Origin of the sequence: Bacillus cereus group sp. N8, assembly GCF_016483685.1 — a bacterium.
GTDB classification, from domain to species: Bacteria; Bacillota; Bacilli; order Bacillales; family Bacillaceae_G; genus Bacillus_A; species Bacillus_A proteolyticus.
The window spans coordinates 175,678-191,849 of the sequence record NZ_JAEHBK010000008.1; the positions used below are offsets into that span (position 1 = coordinate 175,678).

Genomic DNA, 16,172 nt, shown 5'->3' on the forward strand with positions numbered 1-16,172 from the left:
AGAGTTGTCAAAATGATGGATCAATTTCTATGGGTGTTGTTTCCCTATATAATTTTTGCAATCTTTATCGGTGGACATATTTTCAGATACAACTATGATCAATTTGGATGGACATCAAAATCTAGTGAACTATTAGAGAAGAAAATGCTCCGGGTCGGAAGTCTATTATTCCACTTTGGGATCATGTTCGTAATTGGCGGTCATATTATGGGGATTTTAATTCCAGAGTCCGTATACCGTTCAATAGGTATTTCTGAACATATGTATCATGTAGTAGCAATTAGTTTCGGACTTCCAGCAGGTGTTGCTTCTATCATCGGTTTAATTATATTAACGTATCGCCGTGTAACCGTAAAACGCATCATTGCAACGAGTACAACGGGAGATTATATTGCGCTTATATTACTACTTATCGTTATGCTAGCAGGACTTTCCTCAACATTTTTAAATATCGACTCAAAAGGGTTTGATTATCGCACAACGATCGGTCCATGGTTCCGAAGTCTCTTCATTTTCCAACCGAAAGTTGAATATATGATGGAAGTACCTGTTTGGTTTAAATTTCATATTATTGCAGCGATGGGGCTTTTCGCAGTATGGCCATTTACAAGACTTGTACATGTATTTAGTGCCCCAATTAAATATTTAAGTCGTAGTGATGTAATTTACAGAAGACGTATTCCTAATGAATTGAAAAAATAATACCGCTGTAAACGGATAGGAGCTGACAGCTAACATGAAACGAGGTCTAATGGGAGGCCTCGTCTTTTTATATAGGAGATAATTGTGTATGAAAAAAGAGTAGCATCTATATTAGATGCTACTCAATGCTACAAACAGAGGCAGAGCAATCTTCACAAGCAATTGCACACTTTAAAAATTGTAAATCATGAATTGTAATCTTTCCTTTATAAATAGAAATTGTACCTTGTTTTTTTAAATCATTTAACATTCGATTTACACTTTCACGTGAAGTTGCACAGAAATTAGCAAGTTCTTGATTCGTTAATGGTAAATCGATGAGAATCCCGTTTTCCTTTAACACACCATAACTATTCGTCATTCGGATGAGAGTAGAATACAGGGCACCTTTTTTGCCGTGTAATACTAAATCTCGGAACTTCGTTTGCATTCTTCTTAAATGTTCACTAATCCATTTCATAAATTCAAATACAAGTGCAGGCTTTTGGAGTAATGCTTTTTCTAAGGTTTCACGCTTTATTACTCCTACTTCAACATCTTCAAGGCATTTAGAATTTAATAAATACTTCGCATTGTCCGTGAACAATGTTAATTCTCCAATAATGTCGTATGCCGAACAAATACGAAGTGTTAATTCTTGCCCATCAGCACTTAGTTTACTAATTTGTACTTTTCCTGAGTGGATGATATAGAGTTCTGTTGCTTCCATACCTTCTTGAAAAATAAAACTTCCTTTTTTAATCTGCATTTTATATTCAACAGATGCAAGTAATTCCTTTAAATCTTGAGATAATGTCATACTGTTTGCCACAGCGATCACCTTTCTTCTCATAAACAATATATTTCTTATTTTGAATGTAAGTATGATGAAAATGCAAGAGATATTTTTGAAAAAAAGTGAAATTTCAATGACCGTAAGGGAAAACAAATTAATATTTTTTAAGAGTTAATGGAAGTAAAGGGGGAAATGATTATAAGTGTTTAGTTGAAAAAGATAACCAACAAAAAAATCGATATGTAAAGTAGATGAGACTAAAGATGTGAACAAAATTCGAACGGATTTGTGAAGAATTTTTGAATGGGGAAAGTAATGTGAGAAAAGTCACATTGAATATGTAGCTTCTTTTTTATAATGAAGGCAAATAAAAAAATTGAAAACTTACTAAGGATTTGAGTAGAAAAGAAGGGATATAGATGCACGAGAAGATGAGAGATTCTTTAAAGCGGCCACTTCAAGATTTACGTATTTCAGTTATTGACCGTTGTAATTTTAGGTGCACATACTGTATGCCAGCTGAAGTGTTCGGACCAGATTACGCTTTTTTACAGGAAGAGTTTTTATTAACGTTCGATGAAATAGAAAGATTGGCGAGATTATTTATAAGTATGGGAGTGGAAAAAATTAGGCTTACTGGCGGTGAACCTTTGTTGCGTAAAGATTTACCGAAGTTAATTGCAAGGCTTGCAAAGCTAGAAGGCTTAAAGGATATTGGACTCACAACAAACGGTATTCATTTAGCAAAACAAGCAAAGCTATTAAAAGAAGCTGGATTAAAACGTGTAAATATTAGTTTAGATGCGATAGAAGATTATGTCTTCCAAAAAATTAATGGACGAAACGTAAGTACAAAACCTGTCTTGAAAGGAATTGAAGCAGCAAAGGCAGCTGGATTAGAAGTAAAGGTAAATATGGTTGTAAAAAAAGGAATGAATGATAACCAAATTCTTCTTATGGCTCGTTATTTTAAAGAACAAGAAATTCAGCTCCGTTTTATCGAGTTTATGGATGTGGGGAGTACGAATGGCTGGAACTTTGAACAAGTCATTACGAAGGAACAAGTAATAGAGAAAATTAATCGTGTATATCCGCTTGAGCCTGTTACACCTCGTTACTTTGGAGAAGTTGCAAAATTATATCGATATGTAGGGAGCAACGCAGAAGTTGGATTTATTACTTCAGTCTCCGAATCTTTTTGTTCTTCTTGTACGAGGGCTCGTATTTCGGCAGACGGCAAGTTTTTTACATGCTTATTTGGAACGAAAGGAACAGACTTGCGAACGCTTCTTCAAGAGAATATTTCTGATGCCTCGCTACTAAAAATTTTAAAACATACATGGGAATTTAGAAAAGATCGGTATTCAGATGAAAGAACAGCTGAAAGTACAAAAAAACGTCCAAAAATTGAAATGTCCTACATTGGTGGATAATGAAAGGAGGATTCCGTATGCAGGAGCGTTATTCAAGGCAAGTATTATTTTCTGGAATTGGTGAAATGGGACAAAAGAAAATAAGAGAAAAGCATGTGCTTCTAATCGGTGCGGGTGCACTAGGGGCTGCAAATGCGGAAGCGCTCGTTAGGATGGGAATTGGGAAATTGACAATTGCTGACCGTGACTACGTTGAATGGAGTAATTTACAAAGGCAACAGTTATATACAGAAGAAGATGCACAGCAGTGTAAACCGAAAGCAATTGCAGCGGCAGAACATTTAAGAAGGATTAATTCTGAAGTGGAAATTGTACCAATTGTAACGGATGTCACAATGCAGGAGATGGAAGAGTTAACAAAAGAAGTGGAGCTTATTTTAGATGCGGCTGATAATTTCGATACGCGCCTACTTATCAATGACATTTCACAAAAAGAAAATATACCTTGGATATATGGTGGGTGCATCGGAAGTTACGGTGTAACGTATACAATTCTTCCAGGGGAAACACCATGTTTTCGCTGCCTAATGGATCATCCAATGGGCGGAGCAACGTGCGATACAGCAGGAATCATTCAACCAGCTGTACAAATGGTTGTTGCTCACCAAGTAACAGAAGCGATGAAAATATTGGTGGACGATTATAAGGCGCTAAGGGGAACAATGTTATCATTTGATATTTGGAACAATCAATATCTCTCATTAAAGGTAAATAGACAGAAGAAAAGCACATGTCCATCTTGTGGCAATGTACGCAAGTATCCAAGTTTAACATTTGAAGCACAGTTGAAAACTGAAGTGTTATGCGGGCGGAATACAGTTCAAATCCGTCCAGGGATAAAGCGAGTTCTTCATTTAGAAGAAATTCAAAAGCGCTTACAAAAAAGTGTGAATGTCAAAAAAACACCATATTTACTATCGTTTCTTGTTGATGAATATCGTTTTGTTTTATTTACAGACGGTAGGGCATTTATTCATGGGACTAATGATGTGAAAATGGCAAAACGTTTATACGCAAAATATATAGGGTGAATAGAAAGAGCGTTTCTCCTTATCAAAACGAGGTGAAAAAGGAATGTTAGAAAAACGTATACCGATTCCAGTGGCAGAAGCAGTTGCACGTGTAATGGAGTACGCCTATCTAAGTGAAACGGAAAAAGTTTCTCTTATAGACAGTTACGGCAGAATTCTTGGAGAAGATGTTGTTGCAGATCATGATGTTCCGCATTTTGATCGCTCTCCATACGACGGGTTTGCAATTCGAGCGGAAGATACGAAAGAAGCAAGTAGCAGTAACCCCATTCAGTTTGAAGTGATTGGTGAAATTGGAGCAGGTTATGTTTTTACAGGAGAAGTAAAGGCATTTCAAGCTGTACGTATTATGACAGGAGCCGCAATTCCAGCGGGGTGTAATACCGTTATTATGTTAGAGCTAACGGAATCGTTTGAAGAAAACGAGAAGACTTATATGAAATTAAAACGCTCTTTTGCGTCTGGTGATAACATTTCTTTTAAAGGAGAAGACGTAAAGAAAAATGCCATACTTGTGAAAAAAGGAACTTCTATTAATCCTGGAGTAGCGGCGCTTCTTGCTACGTTTGGTTATAGTTCCGTATATGTTGTAAGACAGCCGGTTATTGGAATTATAACGACGGGGAGTGAACTGCTCGAAGTACATGAACAACTGAAACCAGGGAAGATTCGAAATAGTAACTCCTATATGATAGCTGCTCAAATTGAACGAGCGGGCGGAGTTGTACAGTATTATGGACAATTCGCCGACAATTTAGAGACGTGTTATAACACTGTGAAAAAGGCGATGAAAGAAGTCGATATTTTAATTACAACTGGTGGTGTTTCAGTAGGAGACTACGATTATTTACCTGCTATTTATGAAAGGTTACAGGCTAATGTACTTTTCAATAAAATAGCGATGCGACCAGGAAGCGTGACAACTGTAGCTGAGGTAGAAGGAAAACTATTATTTGGTCTATCTGGTAACCCCTCTGCTTGTTATGTTGGTTGTGAATTATTTGTTCGACCGGTCATTGGGACATATTTGCATAGGGAAGATCCGCACGTACATCGTGTAGAAGCGATTTTACAGAAAGATTTTCCGAAAGCAAACCCATTTACTCGTTTTGTAAGAGGAAGAGTGGAAATTGAAGATGGTCAATTACAAGTTACACCAGTTGGTTTAGATAAATCTAGTGCAATTTCTTCACTTGCAGAGGCGAATGCATGTATCATCCTGCCGGGAGGAACGAGAGGATTTGAAGCGGGAGTAACTGTTTCGGTACTGTTATTAGAATCAAACGTCGGAAGTGAGTGGCCATGGAAAGAGCCACTTCGATCATACAAGTAAAAGAGAAATAGGTTGCTAACTTATACAAAGATAAGAGGTGCAAGATGACACATACGTATTATGAAGTAATTGATACACCTATTTCAATTGAAAGTGTTACAAGTAAAGTAATTCGTCGTGAGTGCGGTGCTGTTACTACTTTTATTGGAACTGTCAGAGAATTTACGAAAGGACGTCGTACATTATATTTAGAGTATGTAGCTTATAAGACAATGGCGGAAAAACAACTTGAGAAAATTGGTACCGAAGTAGGAGAGAAGTGGCCTGGGACATATGTGGCAATTACACATCGCATTGGTACATTGCAAATTTCTGATCTTGCGGTTGTTGTCGCTGTTTCTACACCACATCGGAATGCAGCTTATGAGGCGAATGAATATATTATGGAGCGTATAAAACAAATTGTTCCGATTTGGAAGAAAGAGTTTTGGGAAGATGGTGAGTCATGGATAGGGGATCAGTTAGAGAAAATAGCATATGTAAATGGTGAGCCTGGAAAGGAGACGAGAACATGATTGAAGTACTATTATTTGCACATTTGCAAGAAGAAGCAAGTAAGCCGGTCTTGCAAATAGATTGTGAAAATATTTCAGTTTCTGAACTAAAGGAAGTTCTGATTAAGAAATACAACGTAGCAATTTCAAACGAGATAATGGTCGCCGTAAATGAAGAATACGCAAATGAGGATGACATCATTCAAACTGGCGATGTCGTAGCAATGATTCCGCCAGTAAGTGGTGGTTGATTCTTTTCAGCCTAATCATGTTAGGACGTGATTAGGCTGGAGAGAATGAATATAACTATGCATACATAGGAGGGAACAGGATGAAAAGTCCTAATTTTCAATTAAGCTTACAAACTTCTAATCTAGTTATCGGTTTTATGGTATGGGTCATTTTATCATCATTAATGCCTTATATTAAAGCAGATATTCCATTAACTGCGGGACAAATTTCTATGGTAACAGCAGTACCGGTTATTTTAGGTTCTGTTCTTCGCATTCCAATTGGTTATTGGACAAATCGTTTTGGAGCAAGAAAATTATTCTTTATTAGTTTTATTCTATTATTATTTCCTGTCTTTTATATTAGTGTTGCCAATTCTATGATGGATTTAATTATTGGTGGATTGTTCGTCGGAATCGGTGGGGCGGTATTCTCCGTAGGTGTAACTTCTTTACCGAAATACTTTCCGAAAGAGAGTCACGGTTTTGTAAATGGTATTTATGGTGTGGGTAACGCCGGAACAGCAATTACCTCATTCTTAGCACCTGTCATTGCAACTTCGGTTGGCTGGAGAACGACGGTACAGTGTTATTTAGTTTTACTTGCAGCATTTGCACTTATGAACTTTTTATTAGGTGATCGTAAAGAGAAAAAGGTGAATACACCATTAATGGAACAAATAAAAGGTGTATATAAAAATGAAAAACTTTGGTTTTTATGTATCTTTTACTTTTTAACTTTCGGATCATTTGTCGCATTTACAGTATATTTACCAAACTTTTTAGTATCTCACTTCGGATTAGAGAAAGTCGATGCAGGTATGCGGACAGCTGGATTCATCATACTCGCAACAATTATGCGCCCGATTGGCGGTTGGCTAGGTGATAAATTTAATCCATTTAAAATATTAATCTTCGTATTTATCGGTTTAACACTTTCAGGTATTATTCTATCATTTATGCCAAGCATGAACGTGTATACATTTGGTTGTCTACTAGTTGCATTTTGTGCAGGTATTGGAAATGGTACAATCTTCAAACTCGTTCCAATGTACTTCTGTGAACAGGCTGGGATTGTAAATGGACTCGTTTCAGCTTTAGGCGGATTGGGAGGGTTCTTCCCACCATTAATTTTAACAGTACTATTCCAACTGACAGGTCATTATGCAATTGGATTTATGGCGTTATCAGAAGTCGCACTTGCTTGTTTAATCATTACAGTGTGGATGTATAGTCAAGAGAAGCTGTTAGTGATGTTAAAGAATCATTAATAAGGAAAAAGAACCATCCCAAAGTATTTTGGGATGGTTCTTTTAGTAATAGGCTTCGATATGTTTTTTATTGCTATCTTAATAAACGCTTGTTTTCTAAAAGAATGTGGTTTTAAATGAAAAACAGAAGACTTATGGGATTTTATGTTAAAATATAGATGTCAAAAGTTATTCAATTAAAGGGCAGGTTAGTTAAAGGAATCTTAAATTTCTTCCAAAGATCGAACTAATTATTAGAATGCAAATATTTAATTGAATCGGGGTGTATAGATGAAAAAATTATATAAGTCCACTCAAGATAAACAAGTATCAGGTGGCTTAAGCGATAAGTATGGAATTGATGTAAGTATCCTTCGCATAGTAACTGCATTATCCGCCTTTTTTACTAGCGGATTAACAGTGTTAATTTATATAATAGCTGCAATTGTTTTGCCTACGGATAAAGAAATTAAGGGATAAATGTATGAACTTAAATCTAATTCCACAATCGAGAACTTTAAGGGAACGAGTAGATAAAGGCACTCCGCCTCTTACACGTCTAGCGTACCAGAAAGGGACTTCGAATGTGGTAGTAAGAATCCGACTGGCGTTAGTCATTTTGCATCGTTAGGAGTGGGAGTGTCAAGTGAGAATTTTATCCTTATTGATTTTATGAGATTGCTATGCATAATTGTAACTAAGGGAGATGATTCTAAGTTGAGTAAACCGAATATCAGCACAACAGTTTCAGGAGATATAATTGTTACCCATCTAATTGGCCAGATTAAAACAGATGATGTGTATGAATGGTTTAATCGCTTTGAGCAGGTTTGTCAGCAATTTATTTCCGAGGGTCGGAAATACAAATTGTTGGTGGATAGAAAAGGGTACACGCCAAATCATTTTTCTGTTCAAAAAGTATGGAAAGATAAGTTCTTCAATGAAACTATTTTGAATCATAGTAAGGCAATTGCATTTCTCCTTGAAGTAGGGGAGATACTGAATTATTTACAACAATCCAATACGAAAGAATCTGTAAAATTTTTTGATGATTATGAACAAGCGCTAATTTGGTTGAATGAATATCCAATATAAAAACTGAATTGAACCAGTTGCTCGTAATATTGCATTTGTCATAAAAATCACTTGTTTACAAGTTGCCCACATCATTAATTTTCTTCGCAGATTGCCTGTGCAATTTTAAAAAACGAAACCAAAACAAAAAGAACAAACGCTTCTAAAAAACGTTTGTCCAAATATAATTGCTATTTTAGCTAAGAAATAGACTACAATTTGTGAGTACGAGAAAGTCTTTTTATAAGATTAGGAAGGGCAGAAGTTAATTCTTGTTTCATACGCTTTGTAAACGATGGATCTTTACCTGAAGTTGAAATAGTGAAAACATATTCATCATTTCGGATGACACCAGGTGTGTGAAACGATGATTCTGTACCATCACTTACAACGTTAACCCATTGGAAATCATGAGCAGCTTGTTTGACCATCATATTGACAGCATGTTGATTTGTTGCTGCATAAATAAGATGAGCATCTTTAATATCATCATTCGCAAAAGTTTTTTGCTTCCATGTAATATAAGGAAGTTCCTTCATTTCCTCGCAAATCTCTGGGCTGATAACGGTGACAAAAGCGCCTGTATCTTTTAATCCAGACGCTTTTCGATATGCAATTTTACCTCCGCCAATTATAACGACCACTTTATTATGTAGATTAAACATAAGAGGGTACATGCTATACATACACACATTCCTCCATTCGTTCTAATAAAGATGCCTTCATATATGTATCAAATTGAAGACAGTTACAAGTCGTAACGTGATCATATTTTTTTGTATGCAATTTAATTTTCTGAAGCAATAATCCGGTAAAGAGAAGGTACGGCATGACATATACATGGGACGCGGCCGATGTTATAGTCTTGAGTTCATCAGTAAAAGAGGGAGCTCCTTTCGTTAAAAAGGAACAACATACTGGCATACCGAGTTTTTGCTCGACAGACTTTCCGATTTGTTGTAACTCATATATAGGCTGAGGATCACTGCTACCTCGTCCTACGAGTAAAACACTACTACCTTGCATTGGCATAGTTTCACGTATTCGTTTCACTACAAGTTCAACCATATGTGGATGTGTACTAAAAGGTGGCGCAACTGAAAATGTTATGTTTGGATATTTCATTTGCATTTGCTCTATCTCAAAAGGGATATCACGTTTATAGTGAGCTGCCGCAAATAATAAAACAGGTACAATCATTATTTCAGTTGCTCCTTCTAGTATTGTTTCAGTAACAGCATCTGAAATGGTAGGTGTTGTTAGTTCAAGAAAAGCAATTTTTTGAATCCGTTCTTTACGTTCTTTCATAACAGATTGAATAAAGTGAATGAATTGCTCATTACCTTCTTGTAGTCGGCTCCCATGTCCAACATATACGATTCCTTTCATTGTCTCACCATGTCCTTCTTCATAAGAGTTTCTTGTAATTGATGATCTACGTTATGAAACCCGACTTTATTTGCATAGTGTAAAGTTGGAACATCGGTATACGAGAATGGGAGAGTAAGAATATCGATAAAGCCAAGGCGTTTTATTTCTGCTAGAAACGTATCAATAGAAGCACGTCCTTCAAATACAATGCTATCCCATGAGAATTCAGAAAGCATACGGGAATGAATTTCATCGAAGCGGTGATCAATTGTATATTCATGAGTCATCATATAAGAACCAGCACCAATTTTTTCTTGAATGAAAGCAATGCGATTAATATTTCGGCCTAAATAAACAGTTGTATCGAAAGAGAACGTTGCTTGTTGGCTTAATAGTCCATATTGCATCAGTTTTTCTTGAGTGGTACCGTTCATATGCTGCAGTTCTGCCTGTAAGGAACGAATATCTTTATGATATTTACTACATGATCGCATCAAGATTTCTACACTTTCAGCTGAACAAAATACAAGGCGATCAACGCTAAAAATCTCATTGATTTGTTCAGAGGTTAATGTGTATTCTTCCTTTTTGAAAGTTGGAATTTGATATATTTCTGCACCGTATTCTTGTAACATTTGTTTTATTGCACTTTCTTTATTTGTAGCAGCTGAAAATAATACTTTTTTACCGTGCAATGGTTTACGTTCTTTCCAAGCGATTTGCTTCCGCAAAGTAACGACATCACCAACAATCGTCATGGAAGGATTAGAAATATTTTCGTTTTTGACGATAGGAACGATGGTTGAAAGTGTCCCTGTGACAACGCGCTGTTTGCCAGTTGTCCCCCATTCAATGACTGCTACTGGCGTATCTTCTTTCTTTCCGGATTGTAGTAAGCTTTCACAAATTGTAGGTAAGTTTTTTATACCCATGTAGTAGGCGATTGTGTCACTATTGTGGGATGAATTATATTTTCCATGATCGGCTAAAGGACCTTTTGCATGTCCAGTTAGTAAAGTGACGCTATTACTGTAGTCACGGTGGGTGAGGGGGATACCTGCATAGCTACTAGCGGCAATGCTAGATGTAATACCTGGTACAATTTCATATGGAATGTTCGCAGATGCTAAAGTTTCTGCTTCTTCACCAACACGGCCAAAAATAGATGGATCTCCGCCTTTTAAACGGACAACGATTTTCCCTTCTTTCGCAAATTGAAGAAGGTGTGCGTTAATCATTTCTTGTCGCATAGTATGATTTTTGGGCATTTTGCCGCAATAAATAAGTTCACATGTTTCTTTTGTGTAACTAAGAAAGGTAGGATTTAATAAGCGGTCATATAAGACGATATCTGCACGCTTTAAGCAATCTATCGCTTTTTTTGTAATAAGCCCTTCATCACCTGGTCCTGCACCAACTAAATATACATATCCGTTCATATTCGCACCTCATCTATTTTTATTTAAAAGGAAGCCAGGGGGAGACTTCCTTTTGTAAATTACATGTATATATAAATATCCCCATCAATAACGTCTACTTCGTATGTTTGAATACAACCGTCATCAGGTTTTTGAACTTCACCTGTTAGTAATGAAATTTTCCAATCATGTAGTGGACAAAAGACGAATTCACCAGATACAATACCTTCCGCTAATGGTCCGTTTTTATGAGGACAACGATTTTCTACAGCTCGAATATCACCATTTGAAAGACGAAATAGGGCGATAGACATACCTTTCATTTGCACCTCTTTACCAATTTGAAAAGGAAGATCTTCCACACGCATAATTTTTATTTTCTCTTTCGTTTGTAACATACAGTGCACGCCCCTTATTTTACAGTTTCTACTTCATACATCGCTTTTAATGATTTCGTTTCTAGTGCTTGTTCCCATGCTTCCGTATATGTGCTACGAGCTTTTTGGAAATGTTCATTTAGCGTAGTGACCATATTTGCATCTTGCAGTATTTCTTTTATGTGATCGAAGCCTAATCGTTCTGTCCAGTAGGCAGTTCGTTCGCCGTAAATACCAGTTTCACGATAATATTGCATGTAAGCTGTTGCGATGCGAAGGACATCGTCTTCAGTAGGGACAATCATTACAAAATCAGCTTCCCGTACTTCCGTACCACCATTTCCGCCGATATATAGTTGATATCCATTTTCGACACAGACAACGCCAAAATCTTTCGTAAGTACTTCCGCGCAGTTACGTGGACAACCCGTTACACCCATTTTCATTTTATGAGGTGTATCTACCATTTCTAATGATTGTTCAAGTAACATACCAAGTCCTAATGAATCTTTCGTACCGAAACGACAGAAGCGAGAACCAACACATGATTTTACATTACGAAGGGATTTTGAATACGCATATCCAGAAGTCATATTTAAATCAGCCCATACGTTAGGTAAATCTTGTTTCTTAACACCATATAAGCCGATTCGACTCGCACCTGTAATTTTCACGAGAGGAACGTCATATTTTTTTGCAACTTCAGCAATTTTCATTAAATCAGCTGCTGTTGTAACGCCTCCGTACATACGTGGAATAACAGAAAATGTACCATCATGCTGGATGTTACCATTCATTCTTTCATTAACGTAACGGGATGATTTATCATCTGCATATTCTTCTGGAATCGCCATACGTAAATAGTAATTTAAAGCAGGACGGCATTTCGAACATCCGTCTTCATGTGCAAAACCAAGAACATTTCGTACTTCTTTTGGGGATTTTAAACCTTTCTCATGAATCGCCGTTACGACTTCATCACGTGATAAAGTTGTACATCCACACATACCGGCAGATTGTGCAGTTGCATCAAATGCATCTCCAAGTGTATGAGATAAAATTTGTTCAACAAGCGGACGACATTTACCACAAGACCCTGCGGCTTTTGTGCATCCTTTTACTTCTTCAAAAGTAGTTAACTCTTGTTCTAAAATGGCATGTACGATTGTGCCTTTCGTAACACCATTACATCCACAAACAGTGTCATCGGCACTCATAGTAGCAACGTTAAGTTCACTTTCTTCACCAGCTTTGTGAAGAAGGGAAACTGCTGTATATTCTTGTATATCTTCTTCTTTCTTTAACATGCTAAAGAGGCGTGTACCATCAGCTGCATCACCATATAAAACGATACCAACGACTTTATTGTCACGAATTAATACTTTTTTATAGGAACGTTTACATTCATCAAAGATTGATATTGCTTTCGTTTGATCATCTTCATAAATTTGGCCAGCAGAGAATAAATCACAACCTGCAACTTTTAATTGCGTACCGACGATGCTGCCTGTATATCCATCAGTTTGTAAATTCGTTATATGTTTTGCTAATATTGCACCTTGTTCATATAGAGGAGCAACAAGGCCATAGGCGATACCGTCATGTTCCGCACATTCTCCAACTGCATAAATAGATTCATCATTTGTTTGCATAAAGTCATTGACTACAATACCGCGATTTACAATTAAACTAGCATCTTTTGCTATTTGAGTATTCGGGCGTATGCCGACAGCCATTACAATTAAATCACAATCTACAAATTCACCATCTTCAAATTGAATGCCCTCAACGTGGTCTGTACCAAGAATTTTTACCGTTTTCTTTTCCATGAGAAATTTCATGCCTTGTGCTTCTAAATCTTCACGAAGGAGAGAAGCTGCTTTGATATCTAGTTGTTGCTCCATTAAGCTCGGCATTAAATGAACGACATGTACGTCCATTCCTAAGTCAATGAGGCCTCTTGCGGCTTCTAAACCAAGTAATCCACCACCGATGACAACGGCTTTTTTCTTATCTTTAGCAGTATTTATCATAAATTGTGTATCTTCAATTGTTCGAAATCCTGTCACACCAGGAAGGGTAGAACCTTCAACAGGCAAAATAAAAGCACTAGAACCTGTTGCGATAATGAGTTTGTCGTATGTAAGAGTACGATTCTTTTCTGTAATAATGATTTTTTCTTCTCGGTTAATACTTTGAACGCTTTCGTTTGTATATAAAGTTATTTCATTATCCTCATACCAACTATATTCATTTATAATGATATCTTGCATATTTGTTTTGCCTTGTAGAACATGAGAGAGCATAATGCGATTGTAATTTGGATGTGGTTCATGTCCAAAAATATTAATCTCATATGAATCACTATCATGTTTTAATATTTCTTCCATACAGCGTATTCCAGCCATACCATTTCCGATCATAACTAAACGTTTTTTCATATTCATTTCCCCTTTTATGTGAAATGCTGAACAAAGTATTATATTCTCATTATAGAAAATCAAAAAAGGGGAAGATGTGATATTTATCACACTTTTATAATGATTCACAAATTGTTAAAATTCGGATTTATGTGAAGGGAGAAGCGAAAGAGAATTTGGTGATATGGGTAGAGGGGGAGGGGAAGTATAAATATTTTTCACACAATGAAAAAGCAGGACATGAGCATTTATACTCATGTCCTGCACTTTATTTATGCTTTTGTAATTGCACGCGGAAATAAAATATTATTTTCTAAATGAATATGCTCAAATAAATCAGATTCAATGGCTTCAAGGCGCTGGTAAACAAGGCGATAAGTGCCGCAAGCCCCTTCTGGTGGAGTAAAGTCATTTGTCACCTTACGAAGTTCTTTAATAATATTGCCAGCGTGGTTATGTTCATTCTCCAACTCATCTACTACTTTACGTAACTTTGCATAGTTTTCATCAGTTGGATTTTGTTCGAATTCTAAAATTAACGGGAAATCTTCCGTTTCTTCTTTAATTAAATGTTGTTCTAATTCCATTTTAAGTTCATGAAATAGTTTATGAATTTGAGCTAAATGAGGCTGATTTGCTCCATGAACGCGTAATACTTTCGTTACATATGGACTTAGCTGTGGCAACTCTTCATTTAAATAGCGATGATGCTTATTAATTACATAATCAATCAATACGAGATAAGAAGCATTTTTCCAATCAATTTCAGATTCATTTAATAGTTTCGTATTATGATAAAGCGTATTTAACTCTGTAATTACTTCAGAAGCTGATAAATTTCTTTCATTAATTGCATCAATCAGTGGTCTATTACCACCACAGCAAAAATCTATTCTATATGACTTAAAAAGGTCGCTAGCTTTCGGGAATTGCGTAACAATCTCACCAACAATTGAAGTTTCAGTAAATGTATGTTCCATATGAATGCCTCCATAAAGTTTAAATGTAATATCTAAATTAAGAATAGCGATAAATGAAAAACAATGTGGTGATTGAAATCACTTATTATGTGTCAGTTTTGAGAATTCTAAAATGAGTTTTATAAAAGTGAGAGGGAGGGTAATTGGTCGCAATAGTTTCTGATAATAAAAAAAGAAGCTTACTAGAAGCTTCTTTTTTTATTACTATTTTTCGCATGCGACTCCATCGCCATCACGATCAAGATGTGAGTCATAACCTGGTTGTCCTTTATATAGAGGAGCTTTCCCAGCAGCTCTAACTGCGGCACAATTTTTGTAATATGCACTACTAGTATTTCCTGAAGCAGGTTGTGTTTGAGTTTGCTGTGCTTTTTTCTGTTCCTCTTGTTGTTTGCGAGCTTGCTCATCAGCTTGGAGTTGTTGCTCTTCTTGTTGTTTACGGGCTTGCTCAGCGGCTAGACGTTGTTGCTCTTCTTGTTGTTTACGAGCTTGCTCAGCAGCTTGGCGTTGTTGTTCTTCTTGTTGTTTACGGGCCTGTTCTTCAGCTTGACGCTGTTGCTCTTCTTGTTGTTTACGGGCTTGTTCTTCAGCTTGGCGTTTCTCATCCTCTTGCTTACGAGCTAGTTCCTCAGCTTGACGTTTCTCATCTTGTTGCTTACGAGCTAGTTCCTCAGCTTGACGTTTCTCAGCTTCTTGCTTACGAGTTTTTTCGTCCGCTTCTTTCTTTTCGTTATCTTTTTTCTCTTCACTATTAGAAGCAACTTGTTTATTCGTTGCTGTCATTTTTTCAGAAGAAGGACCTGAAGTACCTAATAGCGCAACAAAAATGACAAATAAAATAGCTGTAATAATAAATTGTTTTTTTGCTACACCTGTTCTCTTAATAACAGATAATACTGCAAGAACAAGGAAGAATATAAATAGAATGAAACTTAAAATAGCAAAAAACTCGACGACGGGGTGTTCCGATTTTGTTGTGCCGGTCACCGTTAAAACAATTGAAATCATAAAAAGAATAACGGTAGAACGACCATATTGTTTTGCTTTTCCATTTTTTTTAAAGAGTGAAATGATGCATAAGATTAACAGAATGATAGCAATCAAAAATAAAGCTGCACCAATATTACTCAAAACTGCCATTTTAAAACCTCCATTTGTAAGATTTTCTCTATTGATTATATAGGAACTTATTGGATATTACACGTTTTATATAAATTTAGAAAATTAATATTTTTACTAGACTCATAAACCTGTCTCTTATACACATCTCCGAGCCCACGAGAC

General features: G+C 36.4%; 17 protein-coding genes. 9 read left to right on the forward strand and 8 right to left on the reverse strand.

Going from position 1 to position 16,172, the window contains the following annotated elements; genetic code table 11:
- Window positions 1-12: 12 nt before the first annotated feature.
- On the forward strand, window positions 13-702 hold the full coding sequence (narI, locus tag JDS80_RS14930; protein WP_199639004.1) for a respiratory nitrate reductase subunit gamma: 690 nt from the start codon (window positions 13-15) through the stop codon (window positions 700-702).
- 118 nt (window positions 703-820) lie between these two features.
- Here narI and JDS80_RS14935 read toward each other — a convergent pair whose 3' ends face one another.
- Window positions 821-1,513: a Crp/Fnr family transcriptional regulator gene (locus tag JDS80_RS14935; protein WP_098890087.1), complete on the reverse strand. Its 693-nt coding sequence runs from the start codon at window positions 1,511-1,513 to the stop codon at window positions 821-823.
- Between the two features lie 383 nt (window positions 1,514-1,896).
- Here JDS80_RS14935 and moaA point away from each other — a divergent pair, with 383 nt between their 5' ends.
- The 8 genes from moaA to JDS80_RS14975 all read left to right on the forward strand — a co-directional run bounded on the left by moaA (window position 1,897) and on the right by JDS80_RS14975 (window position 8,343).
- On the forward strand, window positions 1,897-2,910 hold the full coding sequence (gene moaA / locus JDS80_RS14940) for a GTP 3',8-cyclase MoaA (protein ID WP_199639006.1): 1,014 nt from the start codon (window positions 1,897-1,899) through the stop codon (window positions 2,908-2,910).
- 17 nt (window positions 2,911-2,927) lie between these two features.
- Window positions 2,928-3,941: a molybdopterin-synthase adenylyltransferase MoeB gene (locus JDS80_RS14945; RefSeq protein ID WP_199639008.1), complete on the forward strand. Its 1,014-nt coding sequence runs from the start codon at window positions 2,928-2,930 to the stop codon at window positions 3,939-3,941.
- A gap of 43 nt (window positions 3,942-3,984) precedes the next feature.
- The gene (locus JDS80_RS14950; RefSeq protein ID WP_199639010.1) at window positions 3,985-5,274 is read left to right on the forward strand and encodes a molybdopterin molybdotransferase MoeA; all 1,290 of its coding nucleotides are present in this window, start codon (window positions 3,985-3,987) and stop codon (window positions 5,272-5,274) included.
- A gap of 44 nt (window positions 5,275-5,318) precedes the next feature.
- The gene (locus tag JDS80_RS14955) at window positions 5,319-5,789 is read left to right on the forward strand and encodes a molybdenum cofactor biosynthesis protein MoaE (protein ID WP_098890091.1); all 471 of its coding nucleotides are present in this window, start codon (window positions 5,319-5,321) and stop codon (window positions 5,787-5,789) included.
- Window positions 5,786-6,019, forward strand: a complete 234-nt coding sequence (gene moaD / locus JDS80_RS14960; RefSeq protein WP_098890092.1) for a molybdopterin converting factor subunit 1 — start codon at window positions 5,786-5,788, stop codon at window positions 6,017-6,019. Before JDS80_RS14955 ends, moaD begins: the two co-directional genes overlap by 4 nt.
- A gap of 80 nt (window positions 6,020-6,099) precedes the next feature.
- On the forward strand, window positions 6,100-7,269 hold the full coding sequence (gene narK / locus JDS80_RS14965) for a nitrate transporter NarK (protein WP_199639012.1): 1,170 nt from the start codon (window positions 6,100-6,102) through the stop codon (window positions 7,267-7,269).
- A 270-nt stretch (window positions 7,270-7,539) separates the two neighbouring features.
- Window positions 7,540-7,728 (forward strand): PspC domain-containing protein, encoded by a 189-nt coding sequence (locus tag JDS80_RS14970; protein WP_098890094.1) that lies wholly within the window; start codon window positions 7,540-7,542, stop codon window positions 7,726-7,728.
- A gap of 192 nt (window positions 7,729-7,920) precedes the next feature.
- On the forward strand, window positions 7,921-8,343 hold the full coding sequence (locus JDS80_RS14975; protein ID WP_206774590.1) for an STAS/SEC14 domain-containing protein: 423 nt from the start codon (window positions 7,921-7,923) through the stop codon (window positions 8,341-8,343).
- Between the two features lie 191 nt (window positions 8,344-8,534).
- Here the strand turns inward: JDS80_RS14975 and JDS80_RS14980 are convergent, their stop codons facing one another.
- From JDS80_RS14980 to JDS80_RS15010, 7 genes are all read right to left on the reverse strand, one after another.
- The gene (locus JDS80_RS14980; protein ID WP_098890096.1) at window positions 8,535-9,008 is read right to left on the reverse strand and encodes a precorrin-2 dehydrogenase; all 474 of its coding nucleotides are present in this window, start codon (window positions 9,006-9,008) and stop codon (window positions 8,535-8,537) included.
- Window positions 9,001-9,711, reverse strand: coding sequence for a sirohydrochlorin chelatase (locus JDS80_RS14985; RefSeq protein WP_098890097.1), 711 nt, complete (start codon window positions 9,709-9,711; stop codon window positions 9,001-9,003). The genes JDS80_RS14980 and JDS80_RS14985 overlap by 8 nt, the downstream gene beginning before the upstream one ends.
- Window positions 9,708-11,132, reverse strand: a complete 1,425-nt coding sequence (locus tag JDS80_RS14990) for a uroporphyrin-III C-methyltransferase (protein WP_098890098.1) — start codon at window positions 11,130-11,132, stop codon at window positions 9,708-9,710. Before JDS80_RS14990 ends, JDS80_RS14985 begins: the two co-directional genes overlap by 4 nt.
- Window positions 11,133-11,191: 59 nt before the next feature.
- Window positions 11,192-11,509, reverse strand: coding sequence for a nitrite reductase small subunit NirD (nirD, locus tag JDS80_RS14995; protein WP_098890099.1), 318 nt, complete (start codon window positions 11,507-11,509; stop codon window positions 11,192-11,194).
- 14 nt (window positions 11,510-11,523) lie between these two features.
- The gene (nirB, locus tag JDS80_RS15000) at window positions 11,524-13,929 is read right to left on the reverse strand and encodes an NADPH-nitrite reductase large subunit (protein WP_199639016.1); all 2,406 of its coding nucleotides are present in this window, start codon (window positions 13,927-13,929) and stop codon (window positions 11,524-11,526) included.
- Window positions 13,930-14,180: 251 nt separating this feature from the next.
- Entirely contained in the window at window positions 14,181-14,888 is a 708-nt protein-coding gene (ric, locus tag JDS80_RS15005) for an iron-sulfur cluster repair di-iron protein (protein ID WP_098890101.1), read from the reverse strand.
- 204 nt (window positions 14,889-15,092) lie between these two features.
- Window positions 15,093-16,028, reverse strand: a complete 936-nt coding sequence (locus tag JDS80_RS15010; RefSeq protein WP_098890102.1) for an excalibur calcium-binding domain-containing protein — start codon at window positions 16,026-16,028, stop codon at window positions 15,093-15,095.
- Window positions 16,029-16,172: the final 144 nt, after the last annotated feature.